The organism is Streptomyces sp. NPDC101181, from assembly GCF_044767975.1.
Lineage (GTDB): Bacteria > Actinomycetota > Actinomycetes > Streptomycetales > Streptomycetaceae > Streptomyces.
Window position 1 is genome coordinate 1 of sequence record NZ_JBIWOX010000020.1, and the last position, 22,314, is coordinate 22,314.

Here is a 22,314-nt window from a genome sequence, read left to right on the forward strand (position 1 = left end):
GGGGGGGGGGGGGTGGGCGGGGTGGGGGGGCGTCGGGCCCGTTGCCGTGGGGCGGGGGGGGGGTTCCCCGGGGGGGGGGGGGGGGGGGGGGGGGCCCGCCCCCCCCCCCCCCGCCCGTCGGCGCTCGCGGAGTGCTCAGCGGAGGAAGGGGTCCACCGCCACGGCGAGGAAGAGCAGGGAGACGTAGGTGATGGACCAGTGGAAGAGCCGCATCTCCTTCAGCTTGCCGCCGGTCACCCCGGCCCTGGCCCGGTTCTGGAGGCCGTGGGCCTCCCAGAGCCAGAAACCGCCCGACAGCAGGGCCACCGCGGTGTAGAACCAGCCGGTGTAGCCGAGCGGGGTGAGCAGCAGGGACACGCCGACCATCACCCAGCTGTAGAGGACGATCTGCCGGGCGACCACCCGGTTGGAGGCGACGACCGGGAGCATCGGGACACCGACCCGGGCGTAGTCGTCCTTGACCTTCATCGACAGCGGCCAGTAGTGCGGCGGCGTCCAGAAGAAGATCACGGCGAAGAGGATGACGGCGGCCCAGGAGAGCGAGTTCGTCACGGAGGACCAGCCGATGAGCACCGGCAGGCAGCCCGCGATGCCGCCCCAGATGATGTTCTGCGAGGTGCGGCGCTTCAGCAGCATCGTGTAGACGACGACGTAGAAGAGGAGCGCCCCGAGGGCGAGGGCGGCGGACAGCCAGTTGACGAGGAGTCCGAACCAGAGGGTGGAGACCGCCCCGAGGGAGATGCCGAACACCAGGCATTCGCGCGGGCTGACCATGCCGGTGACCAGCGGGCGCTGCGAGGTGCGGTCCATCAGCGCGTCGATGTCGCGGTCGATGTACATGTTGAGCGCGTTCGCGCCGCCGGCGGAGAGGTACCCGCCGAGCGTGGTGGCGAGCACGAGCCACAGGTCGGGTACGCCCTGGGCGGCGAGGAACATCACCGGAACGGTGGTGATGAGCAGCAGCTCGATGATCCGTGGCTTGGTCAGCGCCACGAACGCCTTGACACGGGCCCCGAACGGGCGGTGGCCCCCTGGGCTGGGAGTCAAGGCGACCCCTGCGGGTCGGGACTCGACGGCCGTCACGCACACCCCTGACAGAGAAATCCCAGCAAGCTCCGGGGCAGAAGGCCCTTGTGAAGACTTGCGCGAACTCGACCACTCTAGACGTTGGGGATACACCGCCCTTCGCGGGGGTGGGGTCGTGTTGAGGGTGACTGTTCGCCTGATGTGCATTCCGCCGGGAGGCGAACTCGACGGGTCGCCCACACCCTGGAAAGTGCTCGGAAAGCGTCCCCGGCGACGGGGGTAGGCTCGACAGCGCCCGGTGCGGTAACAGCCACCGGTTTACAACAGTGGAGAGGAGCCCTGACTCAGGGTGAGCATCAAGCCGACCACCACAGACCTCCAGTGGACCGATTTGGACCAGCGGGCCGTGGACACCGTCCGCGTCCTCGCCGCGGACGCCGTACAGAAAGTCGGAAACGGCCACCCGGGCACGGCGATGAGCCTGGCTCCCGCCGCGTACACCCTCTTCCAGAAGGTGATGCGGCACGACCCGGCCGACGCCGAGTGGACCGGTCGCGACCGGTTCGTCCTCTCCGTGGGCCACTCCAGCCTGACCCTCTACATCCAGCTCTACCTCGCCGGTTACGGCCTGGAGCTGGACGACCTCAAGGCCTTCCGCACCTGGGGCTCCAAGACCCCGGGGCACCCGGAGTACGGCCACACCACCGGCGTGGAGACGACGACCGGGCCGCTCGGCCAGGGCGTCGCCAACGCGGTGGGCATGGCGATGGCCGCCCGCTACGAGCGCGGCCTCTTCGACCCGGACGCGGCTCCGGGCACCTCCCCGTTCGACCACATGGTGTGGGCCGTGGCGGGTGACGGCTGCCTCCAGGAGGGCATCTCGTCGGAGGCGTCCTCGCTGGCCGGACACCAGAAGCTCGGCAACCTGGTCCTGCTCTGGGACGACAACCACATCTCCATCGAGGGCGACACGGAGACCGCGGTCTCCGAGGACACCCTCAAGCGGTACGAGGCGTACGGCTGGCACGTCCAGCGCGTCGAGCAGCTGCCCAGCGGCGACCTGGACCCGGCGGGTCTGTACGCGGCGCTCCAGGCGGCCAGGGCGGAGACGGAGCGCCCCTCCTTCATCGCCGCCCGCTCGATCATCGCCTGGCCCGCCCCGAACGCCCAGAACACCGAGGCCGCGCACGGCTCGGCGCTCGGCGACGACGAGGTCGCGGCGACCAAGCGGGTCCTCGGCTTCGACCCGGAGAAGTCCTTCGAGGTGGCCGACGAGGTCATCGGCCACACCCGTCAGGCCCTGGACCGCGGCCGGGAGATCCGCGCCGAGTGGGACAAGACGTTCGCCGCGTGGCGCACCGCCAACCCGGAGCGCGCCGCCGCCTTCGACCGGATCTCCGCGGGCGAGCTGCCCGAGGGCTGGGAGGACAAGCTCCCGGTGTTCGAGGCGGGCACCTCCCTGGCCACCCGCGCCGCCTCCGGCAAGGTGCTCCAGGCGGTCGGCGAGGTCGTGCCCGAGCTGTGGGGCGGCTCCGCCGACCTCGCCGGCTCGAACAACACCACGATCGACAAGACGTCGTCGTTCCTCCCGGCGGGCAACCCGCTGCCGGAGGCCGACCCGTACGGCCGGACGGTCCACTTCGGCATCCGCGAGCACGCCATGGCCGCCGCCATGAACGGCATCGCGCTGCACGGCAACACCCGTATCTACGGCGGCACCTTCCTGGTGTTCTCCGACTACATGCGCAACGCGGTGCGGCTCTCCGCGCTGATGCACGCGCCGGTGACGTACGTGTGGACGCACGACTCCATCGGTCTCGGCGAGGACGGCCCGACGCACCAGCCGGTCGAGCACCTGGCCTCGCTGCGCGCCATCCCGGGCCTGAACATCGTGCGCCCGGCCGACGCCAACGAGACGGTCATCGCCTGGCGCGAGATCCTGCGCCGCTACACCAAGGTCTTCGGCGAGGGCACCCCGCACGGTCTGGCGCTCAGCCGGCAGGGCCTGCCGGTCTACGAGGCCAACGAGGACGCGGCCAAGGGCGGTTACGTCATGGCCGAGGCCGAGGACGCCTCCGGGCGGAGCACGACGCCGCAGGCGCTGCTGATCGCCACCGGTTCCGAGGTCCACGTCGCCGTCGAGGCGCGCGAGCAGCTCCAGGCGGCCGGAGTGCCGACCCGGGTGGTCTCGATGCCGTCGGTCGAGTGGTTCGAGGAGCAGGACCAGGCGTACAAGGAGAGCGTGCTGCCGCCCTCGGTGAGGGCGCGGGTCGCCGTCGAGGCGGGCATCGGGCTGACCTGGTACCGCTACGTGGGCGACGCGGGCCGGATCGTGTCGCTGGAGCACTTCGGGGCCTCGGCCGACGCGAAGGTGCTGTTCCGCGAGTTCGGTTTCACTCCGGAGAACGTGGCCGCCGCCGCGCGGGAATCTCTCGACGCCGCCGCGCGCTGACGCCGGTAGACACCACTAGTAGGAGTTGCAAACCACATGACAGACGCATTGAAGCGCCTCTCCGACGAGGGCGTGGCGATCTGGCTCGACGACCTGTCGCGCAAGCGGATCACCTCGGGGAACCTGGCCGAGCTGATCGACGAGAGCCACGTCGTCGGCGTCACCACCAACCCGTCGATCTTCCAGAAGGCGATCTCCTCGGGCGACGGTTACGAGCAGCAGCTCACCGACCTCGCCGCCCGCAAGGTGACCGTCGAGGAAGCGCTGCGGATGATCACGACGGCGGACGTCCGCGACGCCGCGGACATCCTGCGCCCGGTCTTCGACGCGACGGACGGCCAGGACGGCCGGGTCTCCATCGAGGTCGACCCGCGCCTGGCCCACGACACCGTGGCGACGGTCGCCGAGGCCAAGCAGCTGGCCTGGCTGGTGGATCGCCCCAACACCCTGATCAAGATCCCGGCGACGCGGGCCGGTCTGCCGGCCATCACCGAGGTCATCGGCCGGGGCATCAGCGTGAACGTGACGCTGATCTTCTCGCTGGAGCGCTACCGCGCGGTGATGGACGCCTACCTGGCGGGCCTGGAGAAGGCGAAGGCCGCGGGCCTGGACCTCTCCACGATCCACTCGGTGGCCTCGTTCTTCGTCTCCCGGGTGGACACCGAGATCGACAAGCGGCTGGACGCGGTCGGCTCGGACGAGGCGAAGGCGGCCAAAGGCAAGTCCGCGCTGGCCAACGCGCGCCTGGCCTACGAGGCGTACGAGGAGGTCTTCTCCTCGGACCGCTGGAGCGCGCTCGACAAGGCGCAGGCCAACAAGCAGCGTCCGCTGTGGGCCTCGACCGGCGTCAAGGACCCGTCCCTCAAGGACACCCTGTACGTCGACGACCTGGTCGCCCCCAACACGGTCAACACCATGCCGGAGGCGACCCTGGAGGCCGTGGCCGACCACGGCGAGATCACCGGCGACACCGTCTCCGGCGGCTACGACCAGGCGCGCGCGGACCTGGACGCGATCAAGAAGCTCGGCATCTCGTACGACGACGTCGTACAGGTGCTGGAGGACGAGGGCGTCGAGAAGTTCGAGGCGTCCTGGAACGACCTGCTCAAGTCGACCGAGGCGGAGCTCAAGCGCCTCGCCCCTTCGGAGGGCTGACCACTTTGTCTGGTGTTCCCGGAGCCAACCCGCTCCGTGACGCCCAGGACCGACGGCTCCCGCGTATTGCGGGGCCGTCGGGCCTGGTCATCTTTGGCGTCACGGGCGATTTGTCCCGTAAGAAGCTGATGCCCGCCGTCTACGACCTGGCCAATCGCGGCCTGCTGCCGCCGGGCTTCTCGCTCATCGGCTTCGCGCGCCGCGACTGGGAGGACGAGGACTTCGCCCAGGTCGTGCACGACGCGGTCAAGGAGCACGCCCGTACGCCGTTCCGCGAGGAGGTCTGGCAGCAGCTCATCCAGGGGATGCGCTTCGTCCAGGGCGACTTCGACGACGACGCGGCGTTCGAGACCCTGAAGTCGACCATCGAGGACCTCGACAAGGCGCAGGGTACGGGCGGCAACTTCGCCTTCTACCTGTCGGTGCCGCCGAAGTTCTTCCCCAAGGTCGTCGAGCAGCTCAAGAAGCACGGCCTGGCCGACCAGACCGAGGGATCCTGGCGGCGCGCCGTCATCGAGAAGCCGTTCGGCCACGACCTGGCCAGCGCGCAGGAGCTGAACCGGCTCGTGCACGCCGTCTTCCCGCCCAACGAGGTCTTCCGGATCGACCACTACCTGGGCAAGGAAACGGTCCAGAACATCCTGGCGCTGCGGTTCGCCAACACGATGTTCGAGCCGATCTGGAACCGGTCCTACGTCGACCACGTACAGATCACGATGGCCGAGGACATCGGCATCGGCGGCCGGGCCGGCTACTACGACGGCATCGGCGCGGCCCGTGACGTCATCCAGAACCACCTGCTCCAGCTGCTGGCGCTGACCGCGATGGAGGAGCCCGGCTCCTTCCACCCGAAGGCCCTGGTCGCCGAGAAGCTCAAGGTCCTCACCGCCGTCGAGCTGCCCGAGGACCTGGGCAAGCACACGGTGCGCGGCCAGTACGCGCACGCCTGGCAGGGCGGCGAGGAGGTCCTCGGCTATCTGGAGGAGGACGGCATCGACGCCAAGTCGAAGACCGACACCTTCGCCGCGATCAAGCTGACGATCAACAACCGCCGGTGGGCGGGCGTGCCCTTCTACCTGCGCACCGGCAAGCGGCTCGGCCGCCGGGTCACGGAGATCGCGGTCGTCTTCAAGCGCGCCCCCTATCTCCCCTTCGAGTCCGGCGCCACCGAGGAGCTGGGCGGCAACGCCCTGGTCATCCGGGTTCAGCCGGACGAGGGCGTGACCGTGCGCTTCGGCTCCAAGGTCCCGGGCACCTCGATGGAGGTCCGGGACGTCACGATGGACTTCGCGTACGGGGAGTCCTTCACGGAGTCCAGCCCGGAGGCGTACGAGCGGCTCCTCCTGGACGTCCTGCTCGGCGACGCCAACCTGTTCCCCCGGCACCAGGAGGTCGAGCTCTCCTGGAACATCCTCGACCCGATCGAGGAGTACTGGGACAAGCACGGCAAGCCCGCGCAGTACACGGCCGGGACCTGGGGCCCGGCCGAGGCGGACGAGATGCTCGCACGGGACGGACGGAGCTGGCGGCGGCCATGAAGATCGATCTCACGGAAACCACATCCAGCAAGATCAACCAGGCGCTGGTGTCGGCCCGCCGGGCCATCGGCACCCCCGCCATCGGCATGGTGCTCACGCTGGTCATCGTCACCGACGAGGAGAACGCCTACGACGCGCTCAAGTCGGCCGGCGACGCCTCCCGCGAGCACCCCTCGCGGCTCATCGCCGTGATCAAGCGGGTCAGCCGCTCGCCGCGGGCCCGCCGGGACGCCCGGCTCGACGCGGAGGTCCGGGTCGGTTCCGACGCGGGCACCGGCGAGACGGTCGTCCTGCGGCTCCACGGCGAGCTGGCCAACCACGCCCAGTCGGTGGTCCTGCCGCTGCTGCTGCCGGACGCCCCGGTCGTCGTGTGGTGGCCGCAGGACTCCCCCGCCGACCCGGCGAAGGACCCGCTCGGGGCCCTCGCCCAGCGCCGGATCACCGACACCTACGCCGCCGAGCACCCGCTGGAGGAGCTGGCGGTGCGCGCGGAGACGTACGCCCCGGGCGACACCGACCTGTCCTGGACCCGGATCACCCCGTGGCGTTCGATGCTGGCCGCGGCCCTGGACCAGCAGCCCGCCGAGGTGATCGGTGCGACCGTCGAGGGCGAGAGCGACAACCCGAGCTGCGAGCTGCTGGCCATGTGGCTCGCCGACCGCCTCGGCGTGCCGGTGGAACGGACGTACTCCGAGGGGCCGGGGCTCACCGCGGTCCGGCTGGAGACGAAGAACGGCGTCATCGTCCTGGACCGGGCCGACGGCGGCCTGGCGACGCTCTCCATGCAGAACCAGCCGGACCGCGCGGTGGCCCTCAAGCGGCGCGACACCGCGGAGCTGCTGGCGGAGGAGCTGCGCCGGCTCGACCCGGACAACACCTACGAGTCCGCGGTGAAGTTCGGCGTCGACAGGCTGCACCAGGGCGCCGAGGTCACGGCCACGCCGGCCGACGGTCCGGCGGAGAAGGCGGGCGGTGCCGCGGGCTCCAAGGCGCCCGCGGCGAAGAAGGCCCCGGCCAAGAAGGCGGCCGCCAAGTGACGCCTCCTCAGCTGGTCGTGCACCGCGACAAGGAGCTGATGGCACAGGCCGCGGCGGCCCGGCTGATCACGAGGATCGTGGACGCCCAGGCCGCCCGGGGCCACGCCTCGGTGGTGCTGACCGGCGGGCGCAACGGCAACGGCCTGCTGGCCGCGCTCGCCGAGGCGCCCGCACGGGACGCGATCGACTGGGCGCGGCTGGACCTGTGGTGGGGCGACGAGCGGTTCCTGCCCGAGGGCGACCCCGAGCGGAACGTCACCCAGGCCCGTGAGGCGCTGCTGGACTCGGTGCCGCTCGACCCGGCCCGGGTGCACGCGATGCCCGCGTCCGACGGCCCGCACGGCGAGGACGTGGACGACGCGGCGGCGGCGTACGCGGCCGAACTGGCCGCCGCCGCGGGGCCGGAGGACCACGGGCCGGTCCCCACGTTCGACGTGCTGATGCTGGGCGTCGGCCCGGACACCCACGTGGCCTCGCTCTTCCCGGAGCTGCCCGCGGTACGGGAGACCGAGCGCACCGTCGTCGGTGTGCACGGCGCGCCCAAGCCCCCGCCGGTCCGGGTCTCCCTCACCCTGCCCGCGATCCGCGCGGCGCGTGAGGTGTGGCTGCTGGCGGCCGGCGAGGACAAGGCGGAGGCGGCGGCCATCGCGCTGTCCGGCGCCGGGGAGATCCAGGCCCCGGCGGCGGGCGCGTACGGCCGCGGCCGCACCCTCTGGCTGCTGGACGCGCCGGCGGCCTCGCAACTGCCGCGCGCGCTGTACCCTCCGGCATCGGCCTGACTGTGAACGCCCTGAAGGCCCGGCCCGCTTTTCCCGAGCGGTCCGGGCCTTCGGCGTGACCGCCGCGCCGCTCGAAGAGCGGCGCGGAACATCACCCCGGGGACAGCTCGGTCTCCACACCGCACTCCTCGAACAGTGCGAGAACTCTTTCGGTGAAATCGCTGCCCAGTGCATCGCGGGAGACGGAAAAGTTCCACCACACCAGACGGAACGGAGGCACGTCGTCGCGCCGCATGGTCCGAAGGCAGTCGAAGACCGCGTCGAGGTTGGAACCGAAGTAACCACCGGGTCCGTTGACGGCTTCCCCCAGGGCGCAGTAGAAGCCGTGCTTCGTGGTGATCCCGGTGCCGTCGATGACCGCCGTCCGGCCGGTCTCGTAGCGGGTCGCCTCCCGCCCGGACTCGAACCAGGCGGTCTGCACGACGTGCAGCCAGCTCTCGTGCCAGTCGGACGGGTGGCGGGTCCATTCCCCGCGCTCCACGGGTGGCCCCGTGGCCCACTTCCGCCAGATCTCTCCGGCCCGGGGGTATTCGCAGGTATACCCGAAGGCGTAGTCGAGGTCGGGGCGGTCGGCGCCGGACGCCCCCGGCTCGTGCTGGAAAGCGGCGGACGCCCTCCCGATGAAGTACGTCCCGATCGTTCGCCCCTGCCGGTCGACGACCTGCAGCTCGGCGCGCTCGGTCTTCCGCCGGGCGCGGTCGACCTGGTGCGCTCGGACAAAGGTGACTGTGGCGGTCTCCGGCGGCTCCGGGTCCTCCTCCACGAAGTAGCCGAGAAGATCCTCGGCAGCCAGCAGAACCTCTCCGGACTCCTGATCGACAAGTCGATACAGAATGTCAGGTGAGTCGCCAAGGTCTTCGCTCTGGGGGCTCATGCGCATCCGTTTCCGTAAGAAGGGGGAAGGTCGAAGCGGTGGGCCGCCTGCGCCGGAACTGCCGACACCGGTCACACGGCTTCACCCCTGTCGGCGGCCGTCCGGCCCGCCGGTCACCCGGCTCTGGATGTCGGGCGCTTCGGGGCGGTCTCCGGGGAACGCTCCAGGAAGGGCTCCAGCAGCCCCGGGACCGCCTCGGCGGCGAAGGCCAGGCCCTCGGACGCGTCGGTGTCGTACGCCGTGTACGCGCCGCCCCCGGCGGCCGTGGTGGCCGTGATGCTCAGGAGTCCGGCGCGGCGCTGGAACACCGACTGCCTGACCGTCCAGCCGATCACCCCGGTCCTCTCCAGGACGGCCGTGGAGCGGCGGAGCGTGCCGGAGCGGGTGACCAGATAGCGGCCGGAAAGCGCGTGCCCGAGGCCCCGGTACGCGTCCAGGGCCAGCACCACCGCCAGCGGGACGGCCACCACCGCGCAGCCGAGCGCGATCCACAGCAGTACGGGCGTGAGCAGCGCCCCGAGGAGGGTCAGGACCAGGACCGGGCCGAGGGCGGCCGCGAGCGACCAGCGCAGTCGGCGGCCCTGGGCAGCACGCGGGTGCGGGGTGAGCGCGGCGCCGGTCGGGGTGTCCGTCTCGCGCAGCACGTCGGCGGCGACGGCGTCGGCCCGGGTGCGGGGGACGACCGGGAGCAGGGTGTTGTGGTCGGCGTTCCTCGCCTCGTGGTCCTGGGCGAGACCGGTGGTGATGGCGTCCAGGCGGGCCGCGCCGAGCAGCCGCACGCCGAGCGGTTCGACCAGGTCGACGCCGCGCAGCCGGGCCTCCTCGACGGAGATGGACCGGGAGGTGAACAGCCCGCGCCGCACCCGCAGCGTGCCGCCCGGCTCGCGCTCCAGGCGGTAGTTCCACCACATCTCGATCCAGAACCCGAGCGCCCCGACGACCCCCGCGACCAGGGCGGCCACCACCAGGGCGACGACCGTCCAGAGCAGCGGGGTCTGACGGAATCGGTCCCCGACCCAGGCGATGACCTCCCCCTGGGCCCCGACCCATTCGCTGACCTGCATGACGGCCCCGGCCGCCGCGCCCCCGAGCATCGGGGCGACGAAGGAGACCGGCGCGTAGCGGATCCAGCGCGGGTCCAGCACGGCCAGCTCGCCCTCGCGGTGGACGCCCGGGGACGGGGTGCGGGCGCGCTCCAGCAGGAGGCGGCGCAGCCGCTCGCCCTCGGCGCGGGAGACCGACTCCAGTTCGAGGGTGGAGTCGTTGCCGTGTTCGCCGGTGCCGATCCTGACGGTGACCAGGCCGAGGAGGCGCAGCAGCAGGTTGGCGGTGAGGTCGACGGTGCGGATGCGCTCCCGGGCCAGGGAGCGGCGCTTGACGAGGACGAGGCCGGTGTGGAGGTCGACGCGCTCCTCACCGATCCGGTAGCGGGTGCGGTGCCAGCGGACCCGGTCGGCGCCCGCCGCGACTCCGACGACCAGGACGCCCCCGGCCAGTACCCACAGCGCGGCCGGGGGAAGGCCGAGCCGGCTCGCCAGCCCGAGGGTCGCGGGGACGGCCGCGCCCGCGACGACGCCCGCCACGACGAGCGCGGTGACCAGGACCGTACGGGGGTCGAGGCGGCGCCAGTGCGGGGCGGGGGCGCCGTCGTCGTCCGGGGTACTCATGTGGCGTCGCCCGGGGTGTCGCGGGTGATGCGGGTGAGCCGTTGGGCGAGGTCGGCGGCGACCTCGTGGTCCAGCCCCTCGATCCGTACCGCGCCCTTGGCGGAGGCGGTGGTGACCGTGACCGTGGCGAGCCGGAAGAGCTGTTCCAGCGGGCCCCGCACGGTGTCGACGGTCTGGATGCGGGACATCGGGGCGATCCGCCACTCCTGCCAGAAGAAGCCGGTGCGGACGTACACCGCGTCCTCGGTGACCTCCCAGCGGTGCGTACGGAACCACCACAGGGGGAGGAGGACGGCGGCCGCCCCGCCCGCCGCGCCCAGGAGCGCGGCGGGCAGCAGCAGCCAGAGGCGGGCGGGCTCGATCAGCGTGCCCAGCACCACGAGCGGCACCACGGGCACGGCCGCCGTCAGCAGCAGCTGGACCCGCCACCAGCCGACGGTCCGCTCGTTCAGCGTGTTGCGCGGCGGCCGCAGCCGTATCGCCGTCCCCTCCTCCCCCCGTGGCACCGGCTCAGCGCCCGCGCAGCGAGCGGTAGGCGTCGACCAGGGCGGCGGTCGAGCTGTCGAGCTGACCGTCCTGCGCGCCGCCGTCACCGGTCAGCAGCGGCTCGATCTTCTTGGCGAGGACCTTGCCGAGTTCGACGCCCCACTGGTCGAAGGAGTCGATGTTCCAGACCGCGCCCTGGACGAAGACCTTGTGCTCGTAGAGCGCGATGAGCTGGCCGAGGACCGAGGGGGTCAGCCGGTCGGCGAGGATCGTCGTCGTGGGGTGGTTGCCCCGGAACGTCTTGTGCGGGACCAGCTCCTCGGGCACTCCCTCGGCGCGGACCTCCTCGGGCGTCCTGCCGAAGGCGAGCGCCTGGGTCTGGGCGAAGAAGTTGGCCATCAGCAGGTCGTGCTGGGCGATCAGGCCGGGCAGCAGGTCGTGCACCGGGGCGGCGAAGCCGATGAAGTCCGCCGGGATCATCTTCGTGCCCTGGTGGATCAACTGGTAGTACGCGTGCTGCCCGTTGGTGCCGGGGGTGCCCCAGACCACCGGTCCGGTCTGCCACTGGACCGGGTCGCCGTCGCGGTCGACGGACTTGCCGTTGGACTCCATGTCGAGCTGCTGGAGATACGCGGTGAACTTGGAGAGGTAGTGGCTGTAGGGCAGCACCGCGTGCGACTGGGCGTCGAAGAACGCCCCGTACCAGACACCGAGCAGGCCGAGCATGAGCGGGACGTTCTCCTCGGCCGGGGCGGTGCGGAAGTGCTCGTCGACGAGGTGGAAGCCGTCGAGCATCTCGCGGAACCGCTCGGGGCCCACCGCGATCATCAGCGAGAGGCCGATCGCGGAGTCGAACGAGTAGCGGCCGCCGACCCAGTCCCAGAACTCGAACATGTTGTCCGTGTCGATGCCGAACTCCTCGACCTTCTCGGCGTTGGTCGACAGGGCGACGAAGTGCTTGGCGACGGCGTCCTGGCCGGCCCTCAGCTCGGTCAGCAGCCAGTCCCGGGCGGAGGTGGCGTTGGTGATGGTCTCGATCGTGGTGAACGTCTTCGACGCGATGACGAAGAGCGTCTCGGCCGGATCGAGGTCACGGACCGCCTCGTGCAGATCGGCACCGTCCACGTTGGAGACGAAGCGGAGGGTGAGCGCGCGGTCCGTGTAGGAACGCAGCACCTCGTACGCCATGGCGGGGCCGAGGTCGGAGCCGCCGATGCCGATGTTGACGATGTTCCTGATGGGACGGCCGGTGTGGCCGGTCCACTCCCCCGCCCGGACCTTCTCGGAGAAGGCCGCCATCTTGTCGAGGACGGCGTGCACGGCCGGGACGACGTTCTCGCCGTCTACCTCGATCACCGCGTCGCGCGGGGCGCGGAGCGCGGTGTGCAGGACGGCCCGGTCCTCGGTGGTGTTGATCTTCTCGCCGCGGAACATGGCGTCCCGCAGCTCGGCGACGCCGGTCGCGACGGCCAGCTCGCGCAGCAGGCGCAGCGTCTCGTCGGTGACCAGGTTCTTGGAGTAGTCGACGGAGAGCTCGCCGACCCGCAAGGTGTAGGCGGCGGCGCGGTCCGGCTGCCGCGCGAACAGGTCGCGCAGCCGGGTCGCGGCGAACTCCTCACGGTGCTTGGCGAGAGCCGCCCACTCCGGCGTCTGGTTGAGCTTGGTTCGGCTTGCTGCGTTCATCCGGGACATCAGCCCACTTCTTCTCGTACCTCGGCATCCCCACTGCCTCTCCAACCTAATTGATCGAGGGGGCGGGTGACGTGGAGGCGGGGGGAACGCGAGCGGCCGGGCACCCGTGAGGCGGGTGCCCGGCCGGTGACGACTGGGTTCGTGGAGCGGTGCGGAGGGGGCGGGGTCAGATCTCGCCGCGGAGCTTGGCCAGCGCCTCGGCGAGGATCGCCTCGCCGTCGGCGTCGCTGCGCCGCTCGCGCACGTACGCGAGGTGCGTCTTGTACGGCTCGGTGCGCGGCGGGTCGGGCGGGCTGTCCTTGTCCTGGCCCGCGGGGAAGCCGCAGCGCGGGCAGTCCCAGGTGTCCGGCACCTGCGCGTCATGGGCGAAGCTCGGCTGCGTCTCGTGCCCGTTGGCGCACCAGAAGGAGATGCGCAGGCGCGGCGCGGACTCGCCGCGCTCGGCCTCGCCCATCGGGCCCGCTCCGACCCGGCTTCCCCGGATCGCGTTGCCACTTGCCACGGTCGTAACTCCCTGCGTGATGGTGCTCGGAGGATGCCCCAGTCTACGTAAGGCCCAACGCGCGTCCAGTGGAAGGAGTTACACCGTTACCGGAATCGCGGAACGGCTGGTTCAGTCCAGCTTGATGAGCAGACCGAGGACGACGATGCAGGCGAACCAGACCAGCCCGACCACGACGGTGATCCGGTCGAGGTTGCGCTCGGCGACCGAGGAGCCGCCGACGGAGGACTGCATTCCGCCACCGAACATGTCGGAGAGGCCGCCGCCCTTGCCCTTGTGCATGAGCACCAGCAGCATCAGCAGCAGGCTGAAGACGATCAGAGCGATCTGGAACGCCAAAACCACGGCTGGTCCCTACTTTCCGGAATTCTTGACTACTGCGTGTACGTACACCGGGGGCCGAAGGGCGTCCGCCCCTCCGGCCCCCGCAAGACTACGACGGATCGGCGCTACCGCATACTCACTGGTCGCGGAAGCGGACGATCTTGACGAACTCGTCGGCGTCCAGCGCCGCGCCGCCGATCAGGGCCCCGTCCACGTCGGGCTGCGCCATGATCGCCGCGACGTTCCCGGACTTCACCGAGCCGCCGTACTGGATACGGACGGCGTCGGCGAGCTCCGGCGAGTACAGCTCGGCCAGCCGGCGGCGGATCGCACCGCAGACCTCCTGGGCGTCCTCGGGGGTGGCGACCTCGCCGGTCCCGATGGCCCAGACCGGCTCGTAGGCGATGACGATGGTCTCGGCCTGCTCGGCCGGGACGTCCTTCAGGGCGCCGTCGAGCTGGGCCAGCGTGTAGGAGACCTGGTCACCGGCCTTGCGGATGTCCAGGCCCTCGCCGACGCAGAGGATCGGGGTCAGGCCGTGCTTGAAGGCGGCCTTCACCTTGCCGTTGCAGATCTCGTCGCTCTCGCCGTGGTACTGGCGGCGCTCGCTGTGGCCGACGGCCACGTACGTGCAGCGCAGCTTGGCGAGCATCGGGCCGGAGATCTCACCGGTGTACGCGCCGGAGTCGTGCGCCGAGATGTCCTGGGCGCCGTACTTGATCTTCAGCTTGTCGCCGTCGACCAGGGTCTGCACCGTGCGCAGGTCGGTGAACGGCGCGAGGACGGCGACCTCGACGTCCTCGAAGTCCTTGTCGGCCAGTGCGAAGGCGAGCTTCTGGACGTGGGCGATGGCCTCCAGGTGGTTGAGGTTCATCTTCCAGTTGCCCGCCATCAGCGGGGTGCGGGTGGTCATGAAAGGTCAGTCCTCCAGTGCGGCGAGCCCGGGAAGCGTCTTGCCTTCGAGGTATTCGAGGCTCGCGCCACCACCGGTCGAGATATGTCCGAAAGCATTCTCGTCGAAGCCCAGGATGCGGACGGCCGCGGCGGAGTCACCGCCGCCGACGACGCTGAAGGCCGGGGAGTCGACGAGCGCCTGGGCGACCGCGCGGGTGCCGTCGGCGAAGTCGGGGTGTTCGAAGACGCCCATCGGGCCGTTCCAGAAGACGGTGGCGGCGTCGGCGAGCTTCGAGGCGTAGAGCTTGTTGGTCTCGGGCCCGTTGTCCAGCCCCATCTGCCCCTCCGGCATGGCGTCGGCGGCGACGGTGGCGGGGTGGGCCGGGGCCTTGGTCTTCAGGTCGGGGAAGGCGGGGGCGACGACGACGTCGACGGGCAGGACGAACTCGACGCCCTTCTCCTCGGCCCGCCGCAGGTACTCCCGCACGGCGGGGATCTGGTCCTCCTGGAGCAGCGAGGTGCCGACCTCGTGGCCCTGGGCCTTGAGGAAGGTGTACGCCATGCCGCCGCCGATGAGGATGCGGTCGGCCCGCTCCAGCAGGTGGTCGATCACGCCGAGCTTGTCGGAGACCTTGGCGCCGCCGAGGACGACCGCGTACGGGCGCCGGACGTCGGTGGTGAGCTTCTTCAGGACGCCGACCTCGGTGGCGATGAGGTAGCCGGCGTAGTGCGGCAGCCGGGCCGGGAGGTCGAAGACCGAGGCGTGCTTGCGGTGGACCGCGCCGAAGCCGTCGCCCACGTAGACGTCGGCGAGTTCGGCCAGCCGGTCGGCGAAGGCGCCGCGCTCGGCGTCGTCCTTGGAGGTCTCACCGGCGTTGAAGCGGAGGTTCTCCACGACGGCGACCTGGCCGTCGGCGAGGCCGGTGACCGTGGCGCGGGCGGACTCGCCGACCGTGTCGGTGGCGAAGGCGACGTCGGCGCCGAGGAGTTCGCCGAGCCGGGCTGCGGCCGGGGCCAGCGAGAACGCCGGGTCGGGGGCGCCCTTGGGGCGGCCGAGGTGCGAGGCGACGACGACGCGCGCACCGGCTTCGGCGAGCTTGGCGACCGTCGGGAGGACGGCGCGGATGCGGCCGTCGTCGGTGATCGTGGTGCCGTCCAGCGGCACGTTGAGGTCGGCGCGGACGAATACCCGCTTGCCCGCGACCCCTTCGGCGAGAAGTTCGTCGATCGTCTTCATCTGGTCTTCCGTTGCTCCTTGCGAGGACGGGTGAACACGCCGAGAGGCCCGGCCGGCGCGTCGTTGCGCCGGCCGAGCCTCCCGCTCACATCGATGTGCCTGCCGACCCGAGGGTCAGAGCTGCTCGCCGACGAAGACCGTGAGGTCGACGAGGCGGTTGGAGTAGCCCCACTCGTTGTCGTACCAGCCGAGGATCTTCACCGTCGTGCCCTCCTGGACCATGGTCAGGGAGGAGTCGAAGGTGCAGGACGCCGGGTCGCCGACGATGTCCGAGGAGACGATCGGGTCCTCGGTGTAGGTCAGGATGCCCTTGAGGGCGCCGTCGTCGGCGGCCTTCTTGAACGCGGCGTTGACCTCGTCCTTGGTGACCTCGCGCGACAGCGTGACGACGAGGTCGGTGGCGGAGCCGGTCGGGACCGGGACGCGCATCGCGATGCCGTCGAGCTTGCCCTTGAGCTGGGGCAGGACCAGCGCGGTGGCCTTCGCGGCACCGGTGGTGGTGGGGATGATGTTCTCGGCGGCGGCGCGGGCGCGGCGCAGGTCCGAGTGCGGGAAGTCCAGGATGCGCTGGTCGTTGGTGTACGCGTGGACCGTCGTCATCAGGCCCTTGACGATGCCGAAGTTCTCGTCGAGGACCTTCGCCATCGGCGCCACGCAGTTGGTGGTGCAGGAGGCGTTGGAGATGACGTGGTGGCCGGCCGGGTCGTACTTGTCCTGGTTGACGCCCATCACGATGGTGATGTCCTCTTCCTTGGCCGGAGCCGAGATGAGGACCTTCTTGGCGCCGCCCGCGATGTGCTTCTCGGCGTCGGCCTTCTTGGTGAAGATGCCGGTCGACTCGATGACGATGTCGACGCCCAGCTCGCCCCAGGGGATGTCGGCCGGGTTGCGCTCGGAGAGCACCTTGATGGTGTGACCATCGACGGTGATGGTGTCGGCGGTGTGGCTGACCTCTGCCTTGAGGCGGCCCAGGATGGTGTCGTACTTCAGCAGGTGGGCCGTGGTCGCAGTGTCACCCAGGTCGTTGACAGCCACGATCTCGATGTCCGCACCCTGCTCCAGCAGCGCGCGGAAGTAGTTGCGACCGATGCGGCCGAAGCCGTTGATGCCTACGCGGATCGTCACGAACCGATCTCCTCGTTAGGTACGCCGGTTTTCGACGCCGGCGAGTTGTATAGGGATGTCCCCGACCGCTCTCGACCCTACCTCTCCACGGGCGCGGGAGTGACATCGAGAGGCCCCGTAAGCGCCGACGGACACGACCGGAGGCCCGTACTCACCAGTAGGGGTACGGGCCTCCGGTCGTGTCCGCCGGGCGTGCGGGCCGTCAGGCCGTCGGGCCCCGGGGGGGGGGGACGGCTCTCAGCCGACCAGGCCGTCGGCCATCTCGTCACTGAGGTTGGACTCCGTGCCCGGGATGCCCAGGTCCTGGGCCCGCTTGTCGGCCATGGCGAGCAGACGGCGGATCCGGCCCGCGACCGCGTCCTTGGTCAGCGGCGGGTCGGCCAGCGCGCCCAGCTCCTCCAGGGAGGCCTGCTTGTGCTCCATGCGCAGGCGTCCCGCGGCGGCGAGGTGCTCGGGCACCTCCTCGCCGAGGATCTCCAGCGCGCGGCCCACCCGGGCCCCGGCGGCGACGGCGGCGCGGGCCGAGCGGCGCAGGTTGGCGTCGTCGAAGTTGGCGAGCCGGTTGGCCGTGGCGCGGACCTCGCGCCGCATCCGGCGCTCCTCCCAGGCCAGCACCGACTCGTGTGCGCCGAGCCGGGTCAGCAGGGCGCCGATCGCGTCACCGTCGCGGACGACGACCCGGTCCACCCCGCGCACCTCGCGGGCCTTGGCCGCGATGGAGAGCCTGCGGGCCGCGCCGACCAGGGCGAGCGCCGCCTCCGGCCCGGGGCAGGTGACCTCCAGCGAGGAGGAGCGGCCGGGCTCGGTGAGCGAGCCGTGCGCCAGGAAGGCCCCGCGCCAGGCGGCCTCGGCGTCGCAGGTGGCCCCCGAGACCACCTGCGGGGGCAGCCCGCGGATGGGGCGGCCGCGGCCGTCCACCAGACCGGTCTGCCGGGCCAGCTGGTCCCCGCCCGCCACCACGCGCACCACGTAGCGCGAGCCGCGCCGCAGTCCGCCGGGGGCCATCACGATCAGCTCCGAGCTGTGCCCGAAGATCTCCAGGATGTCGCGCTTGAGCCGGCGCGCCGCCATCGCGGTGTCCAGCTCCGCCTCGATCACAATCCGGCCGCTCACCAGGTGCAGCCCGCCCGCGAACCGAAGAATCGCCGAGACCTCCGCTTTTCTGCAGCAGGTCCGGGTGACGGGAAGCCGAGAGATTTCGTCCTTCACCGCTGGCGTCATCGCCATGGGCCGATCCTTCCATGCATCCGAAAAATACGGTCGTACGCGGCGGCCAACAGCTCCTGGTCATGGACCGGAGCACCGTCGGGCGAGGCCACCGGCGCCAGCTCGACCGTGGCTCCGAGCCGCTTGGCGGCGTCGGCGAGGGACTCACGATCGGGCACGGCGGCCTCGTCGGCCAGCACCACGTCCAAGGCGAGTTTAGGGGCGTGTCGTCCCAAAACCTCCACATGACGCTGCGGTGAGAAGCCTTCGGTTTCACCGGGCTGCGGCGCGAGGTTCAGCGAGAGGACCTTGCGGGCCTTGGTGGTGACGAGCGCGTCGAGCAGCTCGGGCACCAGCAGGTGCGGGATCACCGAGGAGAACCAGGAGCCGGGACCGACCACCACCCAGTCGGCGTCGAGGACCGCTTCCACGGCCTCGGGGACGGCGGGCGGGTCCGGCGGGACGACGTGCACGGACTGCACCTCGCCCGGGGTGAGCGCGACGGTGGCCTGACCGCGCACGGTGACGATCGCGTCGGGCAGCTCCGGGTCGTGGCCCTTCACCAGCGCCTGGAGCTCCAAGGGCACGGCGGACATCGGCAGCACCCGGCCGTGCGCGCCGAGCAGCCTGCCGACCAGGTCGAGCGCCTGGACGTGGTCGCCCAGCTGCTCCCACAGGGCGACGATCAGCAGGTTGCCGACCGCGTGCTCGTGCAGGTCGCCCTTGGACTCGAAGCGGTGCTGGATGACCCGGGACCAGGTGCGGCCCCAGTCGTCGTCGCCGCACAGCGCGGCGAGCGCCTTGCGCAGGTCGCCGGGGGGCAGCACCCCCAGCTCCTCGCGCAGCCGTCCGCTGGAGCCGCCGTCGTCGGCGACGGTGACCACGGCCGTGAGGTCGCCGGTGATCCGGCGCAGCGCCGCCAGGGACGCCGAGAGTCCCATGCCGCCGCCGAGGGCGACGACCTTGGGCTGGGCACCGCGTTTGCGGCCCGAGAGCGCCGAGGTGGCGCGGCTCAGGCGCCGCATCCGCAGGTTGCGTCCGGTCACTCTCGCCCCATGTCCCGGTGCACGAGGACGGTCTCGATGCCTTCGCCCGCGAGCCGGGCCGAGAGCTTCTCCGACATGGCGACGGAGCGGTGCTTGCCGCCCGTGCAGCCCACGGCGATGGTCACGTACCGCTTGCCCTCGCGGCGGTAACCGGCGGCGATCAGCTGGAGCAGCTCGGTGTACTGGTTGAGGAACTCCTTCGCGCCCGGCTGGTCGAAGACGTAGTCGGACACCTCCTCGTTGACGCCGGTGAAGGGGCGCAGCTCGGGGACCCAGTGGGGGTTGGGCAGGAAACGGCAGTCGACGACCAGGTCGGCGTCGACGGGCAGGCCGTACTTGTAGCCGAAGGACATCACCGTGGCGCGCAGCTCCGGCTCCGACTCCCCCGCGAACTGGGCGTCCATCTTGGCCCGCAGCTCGTGCACGTTGAGGCTGGAGGTGTCGATGACCAGGTCGGCGTCGCCGCGCAGCTCGCGCAGCAGGTCGCGCTCGGCGGAGATGCCGTCGACGATCCGGCCGTCGCCCTGGAGGGGGTGGGGGCGGCGGACGGACTCGAAGCGGCGCACCAGGGCGTCGTCGGACGACTCCAGGAAGACGATCCGCCGGGTGACGTGCTTGGCCTCCAGGTCGGCGAGGGACTCGCGGAGGTTGTCGAAGAAGCGCCGCCCGCGCACGTCGACGACGACGGCGATCCGGGCGACGTTGCCCTGCGAGCGGGCGCCCAGCTCGACCATGGTGGGGATCAGGGCGGGCGGGAGGTTGTCGACGACGAACCAGCCGAGGTCCTCCAGACACTTGGCGGCGGTGCTGCGGCCCGCGCCCGACATCCCGGAGATGATCACCAGCTCGGGGATGGCCGCCTCACCCGTCTCGTTCGGGGTGTTCGTACTCACGTCTGCTGCTCCGTCTGCTCGGTGTGCTGGGTCCGTGCGGTCTGCCCGGACCGGGACGGCCGCGCTGCCCGGGGTGGCCCCGGGGTCCGCGGCGCCGGTGGGGTCCGTGATGTCGCTGGGGTCCCCGGTGGCCGCGGGGCCGGTGGGGTCGCGTGGGGTGTCGTGGGTGTGGTCGGTCATGAGCCGGCCCCGTCGTCCTCTTCCATGATCTCTCCTGTGGCCATGTTCACCGCAGGCGCGGCGGGAGCGGTCGTGGCGAGGGCGGCGGCCACCGATTCCGCCGTCCTGCGCCCTATCCCGGGGACCTCGCAGATCTGGTCGATCGTCGCCTGCCGGAGCTTCTTCACCGAGCCGAAATGCTTGATCAGAGCCTGCTTGCGGGTCTCGCCGAGGCCCGCCACGTCGTCAAGGGGGCTGGAGCGGATGCGCTTGGCCCGCTTGGCCCGCTGGTAGGTGATGGCGAAGCGGTGGGCCTCGTCGCGGACGCGCTGGAGAAGGTAGAGGCCCTCGCTGGAGCGGGGCAGGACGACCGGGTCGTCGTCATCGGGCAGCCAGACCTCTTCGAGCCGCTTGGCGAGACCGCAGACGGCGACGTCATCGATGCCCAGCTCGTCCAGGGCGCGCCGGGCGGCGGCGACCTGGGGCTGCCCGCCGTCCACGACCACGAGCTGCGGCGGGTAGGCGAACCGCTTCGGCCGGCCGTCGTCCTCCCGGGCCCCCTCGTCCTCCCGGGGCCCGTCCTCGTCCCGGGCCCCCTGGCCATCCCGGGCCCCGGTGCTCCCGGGGGGCGCGCCCGCGGCCGCTCCCAGCGGCTCGGCGTCACCGGCCGGCCCTGCGGGGACCGGTCCCGGCGGTCCGGCGTCGGAGGGCGCCCCTCCGGTCGTCTCCCGGGACTCCTCCCACTCCCCCGTGCGCTCCTTGTCCTGGAGGTAGCGCCTGAAGCGGCGGCCGATGACCTCGTGCATCGACCGGACGTCGTCCTGGCCCTCGAAGCCCTTGATCTGGAAGCGGCGGTATTCGCTCTTGCGGGCGAGACCGTCCTCGAAGACCACCATGGAGGCCACCACGTCGTCGCCCTGGAGGTGGGAGACGTCGTAGCACTCGATGCGCAGGGGGGCGGTGTCCAGGCCCAGCGCCTCGGCGATCTCCTCCAGGGCCCTGGAGCGGGTGGTCAGGTCGGAGGCGCGCTTGGTCTTGTGCAGGCCGAGGGCCTGCTGGGCGTTGCGCTGGACCGTGACCATCAGGTCCTTCTTGTCGCCGCGCTGCGGGATGCGCAGGCTGACCTGGGAGCCCCGGCGCTCGGCGAGCCACTGGGAGACCGCCTCGGTGTCCTCGGGCAGGGCGGGCACCAGGACCTCCTTGGGGACGGCTTCGCCGCGCTCCTCCCCGTACAGCTGCTGGAGGGCGTGCTCGACCAGGCCGGAGGTGTCGACCGCCTCGACCTTGTCGGTGACCCAGCCGCGCTGGCCGCGCACCCGGCCGCCGCGCACGTGGAAGATCTGGAGGGCGGCTTCCAGTTCGTCCTCCGCGACGGCGATCAGGTCGGCGTCGGTGGCGTCGGCGAGGACGACGGCGCTCTTCTCCATGGCCCGCCTGAGGGCCCCGGCGTCGTCGCGGAGGCGGGCGGCCCGCTCGTACTCCATCTCCTCGGCCGCCTGCGCCATGTCCTTCTCCAGGCGGCGGATGTAGGTGCCGGTGCGCCCGGCCATGAAGTCGCAGAAGTCCTCGGCCAGTTCCCGGTGTTCCTCCGGGGTGACCCGGCCGACGCAGGGGGCCGAGCACTTGCCGATGTAGCCGAGCAGGCAGGGGCGGCCGGTGCGCTCGGCGTTCTTGAAGACCCCGGCGGAACAGGTGCGGACGGGGAAGACCCGCAGCATCAGGTCGACGGTCTCGCGGATCGCCCAGGCGTGTCCGTACGGACCGAAGTAGCGCACGCCCTTCTTCTTGGCGCCGCGCATCACCTGGACGCGGGGGAACTCCTCGTTGAGGGTGACCGCGAGATACGGGTAGCTCTTGTCGTCCCGGTACTTGACGTTGAACCGGGGGTCGAACTCCTTGATCCAGGAATACTCCAGCTGGAGCGCCTCGACCTCGGTGGAGACGACCGTCCACTCGACGGAGGCGGCCGTCGTGACCATCGTGCGCGTGCGCGGGTGGAGTCCGGCGAGGTCCTGGAAGTAGTTCGCCACGCGCTGGCGGAGGTTCTTGGCCTTGCCGACGTAGATCACCCGGCGGTGCTCGTCGCGGAATCTGTAGACCCCCGGGGAGTCGGGGATCTGTCCCGGCTTGGGGCGGTAGCTGGAGGGGTCTGCCATGTCTCACACCCTACTTGCGGGCAGTGACAGTGCGTCGCCCTCGGGTGGTCCCGCGCCCCGGGACGC

19 protein-coding genes are annotated in these 22,314 nt (G+C 71.3%); 5 read left to right on the plus strand and 14 right to left on the minus strand.

What is annotated here, in order from left to right; all coding sequences use genetic code 11:
• Positions 1 to 135: 135 nt before the first annotated feature.
• The gene (locus ACIRRU_RS25145; RefSeq protein ID WP_403684104.1) at positions 136 to 1,089 is read right to left on the minus strand and encodes a heme o synthase; all 954 of its coding nucleotides are present in this window, start codon (positions 1,087 to 1,089) and stop codon (positions 136 to 138) included.
• A 286-nt stretch (positions 1,090 to 1,375) separates the two neighbouring features.
• Here ACIRRU_RS25145 and tkt point away from each other — a divergent pair, with 286 nt between their 5' ends.
• From tkt to pgl, 5 genes are read left to right on the plus strand one after another with little or no spacing between them, the layout of a single operon-like run.
• Complete coding sequence (gene tkt / locus ACIRRU_RS25150) at positions 1,376 to 3,478, plus strand: transketolase (RefSeq protein ID WP_403684106.1); 2,103 nt, start codon at positions 1,376 to 1,378, stop codon at positions 3,476 to 3,478.
• Positions 3,479 to 3,514: 36 nt separating this feature from the next.
• A complete protein-coding gene (tal, locus tag ACIRRU_RS25155; protein WP_403684108.1) occupies positions 3,515 to 4,633 on the plus strand; it encodes a transaldolase in 1,119 nt (372 codons plus the stop codon).
• 5 nt (positions 4,634 to 4,638) lie between these two features.
• A complete protein-coding gene (gene zwf / locus ACIRRU_RS25160; RefSeq protein WP_363203241.1) occupies positions 4,639 to 6,171 on the plus strand; it encodes a glucose-6-phosphate dehydrogenase in 1,533 nt (510 codons plus the stop codon).
• Complete coding sequence (gene opcA, locus ACIRRU_RS25165; protein ID WP_403684111.1) at positions 6,168 to 7,208, plus strand: glucose-6-phosphate dehydrogenase assembly protein OpcA; 1,041 nt, start codon at positions 6,168 to 6,170, stop codon at positions 7,206 to 7,208. Before zwf ends, opcA begins: the two co-directional genes overlap by 4 nt.
• The gene (pgl, locus tag ACIRRU_RS25170; RefSeq protein ID WP_403684113.1) at positions 7,205 to 7,987 is read left to right on the plus strand and encodes a 6-phosphogluconolactonase; all 783 of its coding nucleotides are present in this window, start codon (positions 7,205 to 7,207) and stop codon (positions 7,985 to 7,987) included. The genes opcA and pgl overlap by 4 nt, the downstream gene beginning before the upstream one ends.
• Before the next feature lie 91 nt (positions 7,988 to 8,078).
• Here pgl and ACIRRU_RS25175 read toward each other — a convergent pair whose 3' ends face one another.
• The 13 genes from ACIRRU_RS25175 to uvrC form a co-directional block, all read right to left on the minus strand.
• Positions 8,079 to 8,861, minus strand: a complete 783-nt coding sequence (locus tag ACIRRU_RS25175; protein WP_403684115.1) for a barstar family protein — start codon at positions 8,859 to 8,861, stop codon at positions 8,079 to 8,081.
• A 113-nt stretch (positions 8,862 to 8,974) separates the two neighbouring features.
• Positions 8,975 to 10,528: a PH domain-containing protein gene (locus tag ACIRRU_RS25180; protein WP_403684117.1), complete on the minus strand. Its 1,554-nt coding sequence runs from the start codon at positions 10,526 to 10,528 to the stop codon at positions 8,975 to 8,977.
• The gene (locus ACIRRU_RS25185; RefSeq protein ID WP_403684119.1) at positions 10,525 to 11,034 is read right to left on the minus strand and encodes a PH domain-containing protein; all 510 of its coding nucleotides are present in this window, start codon (positions 11,032 to 11,034) and stop codon (positions 10,525 to 10,527) included. The genes ACIRRU_RS25180 and ACIRRU_RS25185 overlap by 4 nt, the downstream gene beginning before the upstream one ends.
• A 4-nt stretch (positions 11,035 to 11,038) precedes the next feature.
• The gene (gene pgi / locus ACIRRU_RS25190; RefSeq protein WP_403684121.1) at positions 11,039 to 12,697 is read right to left on the minus strand and encodes a glucose-6-phosphate isomerase; all 1,659 of its coding nucleotides are present in this window, start codon (positions 12,695 to 12,697) and stop codon (positions 11,039 to 11,041) included.
• A 175-nt stretch (positions 12,698 to 12,872) separates the two neighbouring features.
• Positions 12,873 to 13,208, minus strand: coding sequence for an RNA polymerase-binding protein RbpA (locus ACIRRU_RS25195; RefSeq protein ID WP_403684123.1), 336 nt, complete (start codon positions 13,206 to 13,208; stop codon positions 12,873 to 12,875).
• 111 nt (positions 13,209 to 13,319) lie between these two features.
• Complete coding sequence (secG, locus tag ACIRRU_RS25200; protein WP_363203234.1) at positions 13,320 to 13,553, minus strand: preprotein translocase subunit SecG; 234 nt, start codon at positions 13,551 to 13,553, stop codon at positions 13,320 to 13,322.
• A gap of 115 nt (positions 13,554 to 13,668) precedes the next feature.
• Complete coding sequence (gene tpiA / locus ACIRRU_RS25205; RefSeq protein WP_363203233.1) at positions 13,669 to 14,445, minus strand: triose-phosphate isomerase; 777 nt, start codon at positions 14,443 to 14,445, stop codon at positions 13,669 to 13,671.
• Positions 14,446 to 14,451: 6 nt separating this feature from the next.
• Positions 14,452 to 15,663 carry a phosphoglycerate kinase gene (locus ACIRRU_RS25210; protein WP_403684126.1) on the minus strand — a complete coding sequence of 404 codons (1,212 nt, stop codon included), beginning with the start codon at positions 15,661 to 15,663 and terminating at the stop codon, positions 14,452 to 14,454.
• 114 nt (positions 15,664 to 15,777) lie between these two features.
• Positions 15,778 to 16,788 carry a type I glyceraldehyde-3-phosphate dehydrogenase gene (gene gap / locus ACIRRU_RS25215; RefSeq protein ID WP_403684128.1) on the minus strand — a complete coding sequence of 337 codons (1,011 nt, stop codon included), beginning with the start codon at positions 16,786 to 16,788 and terminating at the stop codon, positions 15,778 to 15,780.
• Between the two features lie 237 nt (positions 16,789 to 17,025).
• Positions 17,026 to 18,015 (minus strand): DNA-binding protein WhiA, encoded by a 990-nt coding sequence (whiA, locus tag ACIRRU_RS25220; protein WP_363203230.1) that lies wholly within the window; start codon positions 18,013 to 18,015, stop codon positions 17,026 to 17,028.
• Entirely contained in the window at positions 18,006 to 19,040 is a 1,035-nt protein-coding gene (gene yvcK, locus ACIRRU_RS25225) for a uridine diphosphate-N-acetylglucosamine-binding protein YvcK (protein WP_363203229.1), read from the minus strand. The genes whiA and yvcK overlap by 10 nt, the downstream gene beginning before the upstream one ends.
• The gene (gene rapZ, locus ACIRRU_RS25230) at positions 19,037 to 20,113 is read right to left on the minus strand and encodes an RNase adapter RapZ (RefSeq protein WP_403684131.1); all 1,077 of its coding nucleotides are present in this window, start codon (positions 20,111 to 20,113) and stop codon (positions 19,037 to 19,039) included. Before rapZ ends, yvcK begins: the two co-directional genes overlap by 4 nt.
• Positions 20,110 to 22,248 (minus strand): excinuclease ABC subunit UvrC, encoded by a 2,139-nt coding sequence (gene uvrC, locus ACIRRU_RS25235; protein ID WP_403684133.1) that lies wholly within the window; start codon positions 22,246 to 22,248, stop codon positions 20,110 to 20,112. Before uvrC ends, rapZ begins: the two co-directional genes overlap by 4 nt.
• Positions 22,249 to 22,314: the final 66 nt, after the last annotated feature.

Bases quoted from the DNA above. Each gene is read 5' to 3' on its own strand.
- tpiA (WP_363203233.1), bottom strand. From the start codon at position 14,445: ATGACCACCCGCACCCCGCTGATGGCGGGCAACTGGAAGATGAACCTC.
- tal (WP_403684108.1), top strand. From the start codon at position 3,515: ATGACAGACGCATTGAAGCGCCTCTCCGACGAGGGCGTGGCGATCTGG.
- opcA (WP_403684111.1), top strand. From the start codon at position 6,168: ATGAAGATCGATCTCACGGAAACCACATCCAGCAAGATCAACCAGGCG.
- uvrC (WP_403684133.1), bottom strand. From the start codon at position 22,248: ATGGCAGACCCCTCCAGCTACCGCCCCAAGCCGGGACAGATCCCCGAC.
- ACIRRU_RS25180 (WP_403684117.1), bottom strand. From the start codon at position 10,528: ATGAGTACCCCGGACGACGACGGCGCCCCCGCCCCGCACTGGCGCCGC.
- rapZ (WP_403684131.1), bottom strand. From the start codon at position 20,113: ATGACCGACCACACCCACGACACCCCACGCGACCCCACCGGCCCCGCG.
- ACIRRU_RS25210 (WP_403684126.1), bottom strand. From the start codon at position 15,663: ATGAAGACGATCGACGAACTTCTCGCCGAAGGGGTCGCGGGCAAGCGG.
- ACIRRU_RS25175 (WP_403684115.1), bottom strand. From the start codon at position 8,861: ATGAGCCCCCAGAGCGAAGACCTTGGCGACTCACCTGACATTCTGTAT.
- whiA (WP_363203230.1), bottom strand. From the start codon at position 18,015: ATGGCGATGACGCCAGCGGTGAAGGACGAAATCTCTCGGCTTCCCGTC.
- pgi (WP_403684121.1), bottom strand. From the start codon at position 12,697: ATGAACGCAGCAAGCCGAACCAAGCTCAACCAGACGCCGGAGTGGGCG.